Annotated in this window: 9 protein-coding genes; 5 read left to right on the plus strand and 4 right to left on the minus strand. The window is 48.2% G+C overall.

The window, feature by feature from the left end:
* From ABYP73_RS09795 to ABYP73_RS09805, 3 genes are all read right to left on the minus strand, one after another.
* On the minus strand, positions 1–1,044 hold a 1,044-nt coding region (locus ABYP73_RS09795; RefSeq protein WP_372974196.1), incomplete at its 3' end, for a UDP-N-acetylglucosamine 1-carboxyvinyltransferase.
* A 14-nt stretch (positions 1,045–1,058) separates the two neighbouring features.
* Entirely contained in the window at positions 1,059–1,709 is a 651-nt protein-coding gene (locus tag ABYP73_RS09800) for a DUF4290 domain-containing protein (RefSeq protein WP_372946251.1), read from the minus strand.
* 83 nt (positions 1,710–1,792) lie between these two features.
* The gene (locus tag ABYP73_RS09805; protein ID WP_372946250.1) at positions 1,793–2,080 is read right to left on the minus strand and encodes a DUF493 family protein; all 288 of its coding nucleotides are present in this window, start codon (positions 2,078–2,080) and stop codon (positions 1,793–1,795) included.
* Positions 2,081–2,169: 89 nt separating this feature from the next.
* Between ABYP73_RS09805 and ABYP73_RS09810 the strand changes: the two genes are divergently transcribed.
* The 5 genes from ABYP73_RS09810 (at position 2,170) to ABYP73_RS09830 (ending at position 6,694) form a co-directional block, all read left to right on the plus strand.
* On the plus strand, positions 2,170–2,733 hold the full coding sequence (locus ABYP73_RS09810; protein WP_372974197.1) for an AAA family ATPase: 564 nt from the start codon (positions 2,170–2,172) through the stop codon (positions 2,731–2,733).
* Positions 2,730–4,631, plus strand: coding sequence for an ATP-dependent DNA helicase RecQ (locus ABYP73_RS09815; RefSeq protein ID WP_372974198.1), 1,902 nt, complete (start codon positions 2,730–2,732; stop codon positions 4,629–4,631). Before ABYP73_RS09810 ends, ABYP73_RS09815 begins: the two co-directional genes overlap by 4 nt.
* On the plus strand, positions 4,628–5,572 hold the full coding sequence (fmt, locus tag ABYP73_RS09820) for a methionyl-tRNA formyltransferase (RefSeq protein ID WP_372974199.1): 945 nt from the start codon (positions 4,628–4,630) through the stop codon (positions 5,570–5,572). The genes ABYP73_RS09815 and fmt overlap by 4 nt, the downstream gene beginning before the upstream one ends.
* 175 nt (positions 5,573–5,747) lie before the next feature.
* The gene (locus ABYP73_RS09825; protein ID WP_188369101.1) at positions 5,748–6,020 is read left to right on the plus strand and encodes an HU family DNA-binding protein; all 273 of its coding nucleotides are present in this window, start codon (positions 5,748–5,750) and stop codon (positions 6,018–6,020) included.
* A 113-nt stretch (positions 6,021–6,133) separates the two neighbouring features.
* The gene (locus tag ABYP73_RS09830) at positions 6,134–6,694 is read left to right on the plus strand and encodes a YqgE/AlgH family protein (RefSeq protein ID WP_372946280.1); all 561 of its coding nucleotides are present in this window, start codon (positions 6,134–6,136) and stop codon (positions 6,692–6,694) included.
* Here the strand turns inward: ABYP73_RS09830 and ABYP73_RS09835 are convergent.
* On the minus strand, positions 6,687–7,384 hold a 698-nt coding region (locus ABYP73_RS09835; protein ID WP_372974200.1), incomplete at its 5' end, for an aminotransferase class IV. The two genes, ABYP73_RS09830 and ABYP73_RS09835, sit on opposite strands and share 8 nt — an antisense overlap.

A 7,384-nucleotide genomic window follows, 5' to 3' on the forward strand; every position in this document is an offset into this window, starting at 1 on the left:
GAAAAGTCGGCTTTCAAACATCTTCTGGTGTATAAGCACCTCCCCTTTCGCCTGGGTAGCAACCACCAGGATAATACTGAGCAGGTCCGGGGTCAGGCCGGGCCAGGGAGCATCGGCAATGGTCAGGATGGACCCGTCTATGTAATTGTGGATCTTGTATCCTTCGGTATGGGCGGGAATATGGATGTCATCTTCTCGCCTTTCCAGGGTGATTCCCAACGTGTTAAAGGCTGTAGGGATCTGTCCAAGGTTTTCCCAACTCACATTTTTAATGGTGAGTTCACTCTTAGTCATAGCAGCCAGGCCTATCCAGCTACCGATCTCGATCATATCGGGCAGCATGGTGTGGGTCGTCCCTTTCAGGGACTCCACCCCTTCAATGGTCAACAGGTTGGAACCAATACCACTGATCTTTGCTCCCATGCGGTTCAGCATCTTGCAAAGCTGTTGCAGGTAGGGCTCGCAGGCAGCGTTGTAGATCGTGGTCGTGCCCTCGGCCAACACAGCGGCCATTACGATATTGGCAGTTCCCGTCACCGAAGCCTCGTCAAGGAGCATATAGGTCCCTTTGAGTTTTTCTGCTTCCACCCCGTAGAAGTGCTCTTCTCTGTTATACCGGAAATTGGCCCCGAGTTTGATAAATCCCTCAAAGTGGGTGTCGAGCCGTCTGCGGCCTATCTTGTCCCCTCCTGGTTTTGGGATATATCCTTTCCCAAATCGGGCCAACAGGGGCCCGACGAGCATAATGGAACCCCTCAGTCCCCTGCCGTCGATCTTGAACTGGTCTGAGAGCAGGTAATCGAGGTTCACGTCATCGGCCATAAAAGTATAAGACCCCTTTCCCTTTTTCTGGATCTTGACGCCAAGATCTTCCAAAAGAGCAATGAGTTTATTGACGTCTACAATGTCAGGAATGTTGTTTATGGTAACCTTTTCAGGAGTGAGTAAAACGGCGCACAGGATCTGGAGTGCTTCATTTTTTGCTCCCTGGGGCGTGATGTTTCCGTGTAGTCTGTGCCCCCCTTCTATAGTAAATGTACCCATGAATTACGCAGGAATTAGTAGCGTTTCTTTCCTCTATTGCTGCGCTGCTTTTTACCGGATCCTCCCGAGCGGTTGCTTTTGGCGACCCTTTGTTTAAGGAATTGGCCGCTTTCGGTCAGGTTCTCCCCGTCCGAGGCAAGGTCGATCTGTCCTTCGCTCAGTTCGTAGAGGTGCTGGAAAATAGCCTTGTCATCCACCGTGTCCTTGTTCCAGTTGAGGTAGCACTTCTTCATATGGTTCGCAATGGCGTATTCGAGTCCATCGCGTTTATCCCCTTTTTCCCATTTAACCGCCACGTCGATCATCCGTTTGATATTGTTCCCGTAAAATCGGTATTTGGGGTGGTTCTGGGGATATTCCAGGGGCTCAGGGCGAGCCTGAAGCATCTCTTTGCTCGTGATTGGGAATGGGGAATCGACGTCCAGTTTGAAGTCGGACATAATAAACAACTGGTCCCATAATTTGTGCTGGAAATCAGGCACGTCACGCAGGTGGGGCTGAAGGTTCCCCATGACGGAGATGATGGACTGTGCCACCCTGTTCCTCTCGTCCCTGTCCTCTATGGATACTGCGTAATCGACCATTTTTTGAAAATGCCTGCCGTATTCCGGGATGATCAGTTGCGGACGTTCTGTGTTGTATTCTAAGTTTTCTACAGAATTCAATATAAAATATTTAAGTTGATGATCGGGTCTGGAAGTAAATGATTTCGAGGGCAAATTACTAAAATTCCATCAGACAACCTACCTCAGAGGGAGATTACTCCTTCTACCTTAGCCACTTCCTTGTAGTGGCTGATCACGGCATCAGGATCCGGGAGGTTGACCGTTACAGAAAGGCTGGTGTATTTGCCCTTGCTCGATTTCCGGGATTCAATGACAGCTCCCGTATTGTCAAAGATCAGTTGAATCGCTTTGATCTTCTCCTCATCGGTCGGTACAATGAATTTATAGAGGTAATCCGAGGGCCATGAAGACGTCCTCAGAAGTTCTTCCTTTAACCGATTGTAAAATTCATCCGTACTGTCGTTCTTCATGCAATATCTTTTTGCAAATATAAAGGGATTCATCCTATTTTACTGCGAGGCAGGTATTGATTACTTTTGTTTCAGGATAAAGCAGAAACATGCCAAAGAGGATTGTGATAACAGGCGGACCCGGAACCGGGAAGACTTCAGTGATCCGGGAGCTCGAACAAAACGGGTATTTCTGCTTTCACGAGGTGATCCGGGACCTGACTTTCGAGGCCAAGCGCAACGGTGACCCCAATGCGATCCACTCAAATCCTCTCGCCTTTGTGGACGATCCGTTCCGGTTCAATCTATTTCTGCTGGAATCCCGTCTCGAACATTTCAGAGCCGGAGCCGACTTGGATCATCAGGTCGTTTTCTATGACCGGGGTCTGCCGGATGTCCTGGCCTACATGAAGTATTTCAGGCAACAATATCCCGATGAATTCGTAGCCTACTGCGAAGAGCACAAATACGACCGGGTAGTAGTTCTTCCGCCCTGGGAGGATATTTACACCCAGGATGAGGAACGACTTGAAAATTTTGAGCAGGCACTGGAGATCCATCAGGAACTCGTCAGGACCTATTCAGAATTCCAATACCCTTCATTGACCATCCCAAAGGGAAGCGTGAAGGAGAGGGCTGCGTACATCATAGAACACGTCATCCCGGAACTATGAATACATCACCAGAGGAGATCCTGCAAAAATATTGGGGACACAGCTCCTTCCGGGGTTCCCAGGAGGAAATCATTGAGGCTGTCCTTAACGGGAAGGACGTTCTGGCAATGCTTCCTACCGGGGGCGGGAAGTCTGTATGCTACCAAATTCCCGCGATAGCTCAGGACGGGATCTGCGTTGTTGTTTCCCCCCTAATTGCACTTATCAGGGATCAGGTTGCAGGGCTGAAACGCAGGGGAATCAAGGCTGTGGCCCTTACAGGTGGGATTTCCTTTAACGAGGCCAGTACTTTGCTCGACAATTGCTTATATGGGGGGTACCGCTTTTTGTACCTTTCACCGGAGCGCTTGCAACAGTCTTGGGTACAGGAGCGGATCGGTCAGATGAACGTAAACCTGATCGCCATAGACGAAGCCCATTGCATCTCCCAGTGGGGGATCGATTTCCGGCCAGCTTATTTGAAATGTTCCATCCTCAGGGAACTACATCCTGCCGTACCCTGTATCGCCTTGACGGCAACGGCTACAAACCGAGTGGAAAAAGATATTCTGGAAAACTTGAGCATGTTCTCTCCAGAGGTTTTTAAGGATTCTTTCGAACGAAGGAACCTCATCTACCGGGTGATCAAAAAAGAGAACAAATTGCAGCAGATGCTGCAACTTTGCAAAGGGATAAAAGGATCGGTCATCGTATACGTCAGGAGCCGGAGAAGAACTCAGGAGCTCAGCCGGGAACTGACCCAACACGGTATAGAGGCCATGGCCTTTCACGGCGGCATGACACGTAATGAAAAAGACGACCGGCTCAGAGACTGGCTCCGTGATCGGGTCCGGGTGATGGTCGCCACCAGTGCCTTCGGTATGGGGATAGACAAGGCCGATGTGGATTTGGTGATCCATTATGAACTCCCTGAAAGTGTAGAAAGCTATTTCCAGGAGGCCGGAAGGGCCGGACGGAATGGGGAACGGGCAGATGCCGTTCTGCTTGTAAATCCGGAAGACGAACAGCGGCTGTACCATCAATTCATTTCTGTACTGCCCGATGTGGCATTTGTAAGGCACTTGTACAACAAATTGAACAACTATTTTCAGATTGCCTATGGAAGACAGGAAGATGGGGCCTTCCCGTTTAATTTCAATGCTTTTTGCAACACCTATGACCTGAATCCGGCCCTGGTCTATAACGGACTTCGTCTGTTGGATCAGAATTCTGTTATTTCCCTGACCCAGCAGTTCTCTCAGAAGACCACCGTTTATTTTACAGCATCCAAAGGGGAGATCTTCGAGTATCTTGACGCCCACCCGGGCATGGCGGTGATCCTTCAGGTCCTTCTAAGGACCTATGGAGGGGTGTTCGATTTTGAGACGACTGTGAACCCTGTACTGTTAGCTAAGAAAGCAGAAACCACAGAAGATGAGGTGGTAACCGTACTTCGCAAGGCCGGGGCGGATGGGATCCTGAAATTCGTTGATGAACAACGCGATACGGAAATTACTTTTCTGCTTCCCAGGGAAGATGATCGCACCATCAACACCTTTGCCCATAAAATACATGAGCTGAACCGAATTAAAATACAGAACGTAGAAGCTGTCCTGGCCTACGTTAACAACAATTCCCTTTGCCGTTCCGTGCTACTCCTCAATTATTTTGGGGAAAAATCGGCCCAGGCATGCGGCCTGTGCGATGTCTGCCGGAAAAAGAAGAAGGGTTCCGGAAAGGAAGAGGCCTCATTGGATGCTCACATCCTGACGCTTGTGCGGGAACGAGCCCTTTCTTCCCAGAGTCTGATCGACACCCTCGGAGGGGAAAGGGAAATCGTCCTCAGGGAATTGCAGTACCTGTTGGAGGAAGGAAAGATCAGACTCACCAATAACAACGAATATACCGCCCTGTCATGAGAGATCTCAGAATAGTCTTCATGGGTACTCCAGATTTTGCTGTAGCCACTTTGGATGCCTTAGTACAAAACAAATACAACGTAGTGGGCGTAATCACCGCGCCCGACAGGCCTGCAGGTCGGGGTCAGTCTCTGAGGCAGTCAGCGGTAAAACGCTATGCGTTGGAGCATGGACTTAAGGTGCTTCAGCCCACCAACCTCAAGAAGGAGAACTTCCTCGAAGAGCTCCGGACTTTGAATGCGAATCTCCAGATCGTTGTGGCCTTCAGAATGCTGCCAAAGGTTGTCTGGGATATGCCTGAATACGGCACGTTCAACCTCCACGCTTCCCTCCTGCCCGATTATCGGGGCGCAGCCCCTATCAATTGGGCTGTCATTAACGGTGAAAGCAGGACAGGGGTGACTACTTTTTTTATCGATGAGAAGATCGATACTGGCGCCATCATTTTGCAGGAAGAATGTGCGATTTCCAAAGAGGATACCGCCGGGACCGTGCACGACCAACTTATGGTACTTGGGGCCAATTTGGTGCTGAAGACCGTTGATCTGATCGCCCGGGAAGAGGTAAGGGTCAAGCCACAAAAAGAACTGAAGACCGTAAAAACAGCTCCCAAACTGACACGGGAAAATTGTGAGATCAATTGGGGCCTGCCGGGCAGTAAGATATACGATCACATCCGCGGCTTAAGCCCCTACCCCGCTGCCTGGACGACGCTTTGGAACGGGGAGGAATCCATCTATTTGAAGGTTTTTGGGGCCCGTTATACTCCTCAGGAACACAGGAGTCCAACCGGGCAAATAGTGCCATATCAGAAAATACGGATAGCGGTGGACGGTGGCTGGGTAGATCTGGAAGAAATACAACTCCCGGGCAAACGGAAAATGGCATCCAGGGAGGTCCTGAATGGGCTAAAATTGGATTCAAATGCACATGTCCGCTAAAGTCCCGTCATTATTGGGCTCAAAGAATTCCATAAAATATTGCGAGTTTATCAACAAAGCCTTCAAGTTATCAACAAAAACCCTGATTTCCCTTGATTTTACTTGCGTTAACGGCAAATCCGTCTAATTTTGTTTGAGCTTTAAAATATTTAACAACAATTAATTTACTTCCATTATGAACAAAACAGAATTAATCGATGCCATGGCAGCTGACGCTGGTATCACAAAAGCAGCCGCTAAAAAAGCTTTGGAATCTTTTCTTGGGAACGTTGAAAAGTCCCTCAAAAAAGGAAACCGTGTTTCTTTGGTAGGATTCGGATCTTGGTCAGTATCTAGAAGAAGTGCAAGAGAAGGAAGAAACCCTTCTACTGGTAAAACCATCCACATTAAAGCAAAAAACGTAGTTAAGTTCAAGGCAGGTTCTGATTTGAGCAGCGCTGTTAACTAATTTTTGTTTTGTACAATATATCGGAAGCACCCCATCACAGGGGTGCTTTTTTTATTCAGGCTTTTTTGTAGTTCTGGACTTTTATTCTATTTTAGAAAAAAGGTTCTTCCCAAATGACCAGTCTAAAACCAAAGAAAGGAAAGCTTTTGATCGCGGAGCCTTCGCTGACGGGAGACGTTTCCTTCAACAGGTCAGTGGTCCTTCTGGCAGAACACAACGAGGAAGGATCCGTCGGGTTCATCCTGAACAAACCGCTTGACTATGACATAAGTGAACTGGTCACCGAGATCATGGTGCCCTTTCCCGTATTTAACGGGGGGCCCGTGGAACAAGACAATCTATACTTTATTCACAAAGTCCCTCACCTGATCAGTGGCAGTATTGAGATCTCTGATGGTATCTTCTGGGGCGGTGATTTCGATATAACCATCAGTTTGATCAATAAAGGGGTTATCACCCCCAAGGATATTCGATTCTTCCTGGGATACTCAGGCTGGTCGTCACTGCAACTGGACAAGGAACTGGTCTCCAAATCTTGGATCGTGGTAAAGAACCAGTACGAAAGTGAGATTATTGAGAAATCTGCTATTTCCTTCTGGAAGGAAAAGATGATGGAACTGGGAGGCGACTACCTCTTGTGGTCTAATGCTCCTGAAAACCCCAGCCTTAACTGAATCTGGCTGCGGCATTGAGCTTCCCCAAAAAATTCACGGCTACTTCTTTTTTGAACTCTGTTCTTCGGTAACGGGTTACGGATCGGATCCCACTGGAAATCTCGGCAATAAATAATTCGTCTGCCTTTTGCAATTCGAAAGGGGAAATGGAAGCTTCCTCAATATCGTACTCCTGAGATTTTTCAATCAGTTCTATCACTTTTTTCCTGAGAACATTATTTTGACAACCATCGGCTAAAGGAGGCGTTTTTATCTTGTTATTTACTGCAAGAAACAGGTTCCCCTTTAAGGTCTGCACAACATTTTTGAGGTCGTTGAGGAGGATACAATCTGCATATCCATTTTCGCGGGCATAAACGGAGCCTGTGTTTTCCAATACCCTGCTGACAGTAGGCAGGGTAGACAACATGCCCGCCTGGACGTAAAAATCTTTGTATAGGTCTACCTCATAAGGCGAATCCTCATGGAGGTAAAAGGGAGAAGAAAGCGTTTTGAGCTGGATGAGATAGGACACGGATCGATCCGGATCGCCGCAAACCTTTGTATTCCTGGGAAAAACATAGAACCTGCCAACCACTGCCTTGTCGGTTAATCCAGATTCGCGTATGGTCCGCTTCAGTTCCTCTTCGAGAAATTCCATCGTGAAATTCATAGGGATCTCCATCCTGAGGATACGCATGGAAGCCATGA

It is taken from the genome of Muriicola sp. (assembly GCF_041567615.1).
Taxonomy (GTDB): Bacteria; Bacteroidota; Bacteroidia; order Flavobacteriales; family Flavobacteriaceae; genus Muriicola.

Bases quoted from the DNA above. Each gene is read 5' to 3' on its own strand.
- ABYP73_RS09805 (WP_372946250.1), bottom strand. From the start codon at position 2,080: ATGAAGAACGACAGTACGGATGAATTTTACAATCGGTTAAAGGAAGAA.
- fmt (WP_372974199.1), top strand. From the start codon at position 4,628: ATGAGAGATCTCAGAATAGTCTTCATGGGTACTCCAGATTTTGCTGTA.
- ABYP73_RS09825 (WP_188369101.1), top strand. From the start codon at position 5,748: ATGAACAAAACAGAATTAATCGATGCCATGGCAGCTGACGCTGGTATC.
- ABYP73_RS09815 (WP_372974198.1), top strand. From the start codon at position 2,730: ATGAATACATCACCAGAGGAGATCCTGCAAAAATATTGGGGACACAGC.
- ABYP73_RS09830 (WP_372946280.1), top strand. From the start codon at position 6,134: ATGACCAGTCTAAAACCAAAGAAAGGAAAGCTTTTGATCGCGGAGCCT.
- ABYP73_RS09810 (WP_372974197.1), top strand. From the start codon at position 2,170: ATGCCAAAGAGGATTGTGATAACAGGCGGACCCGGAACCGGGAAGACT.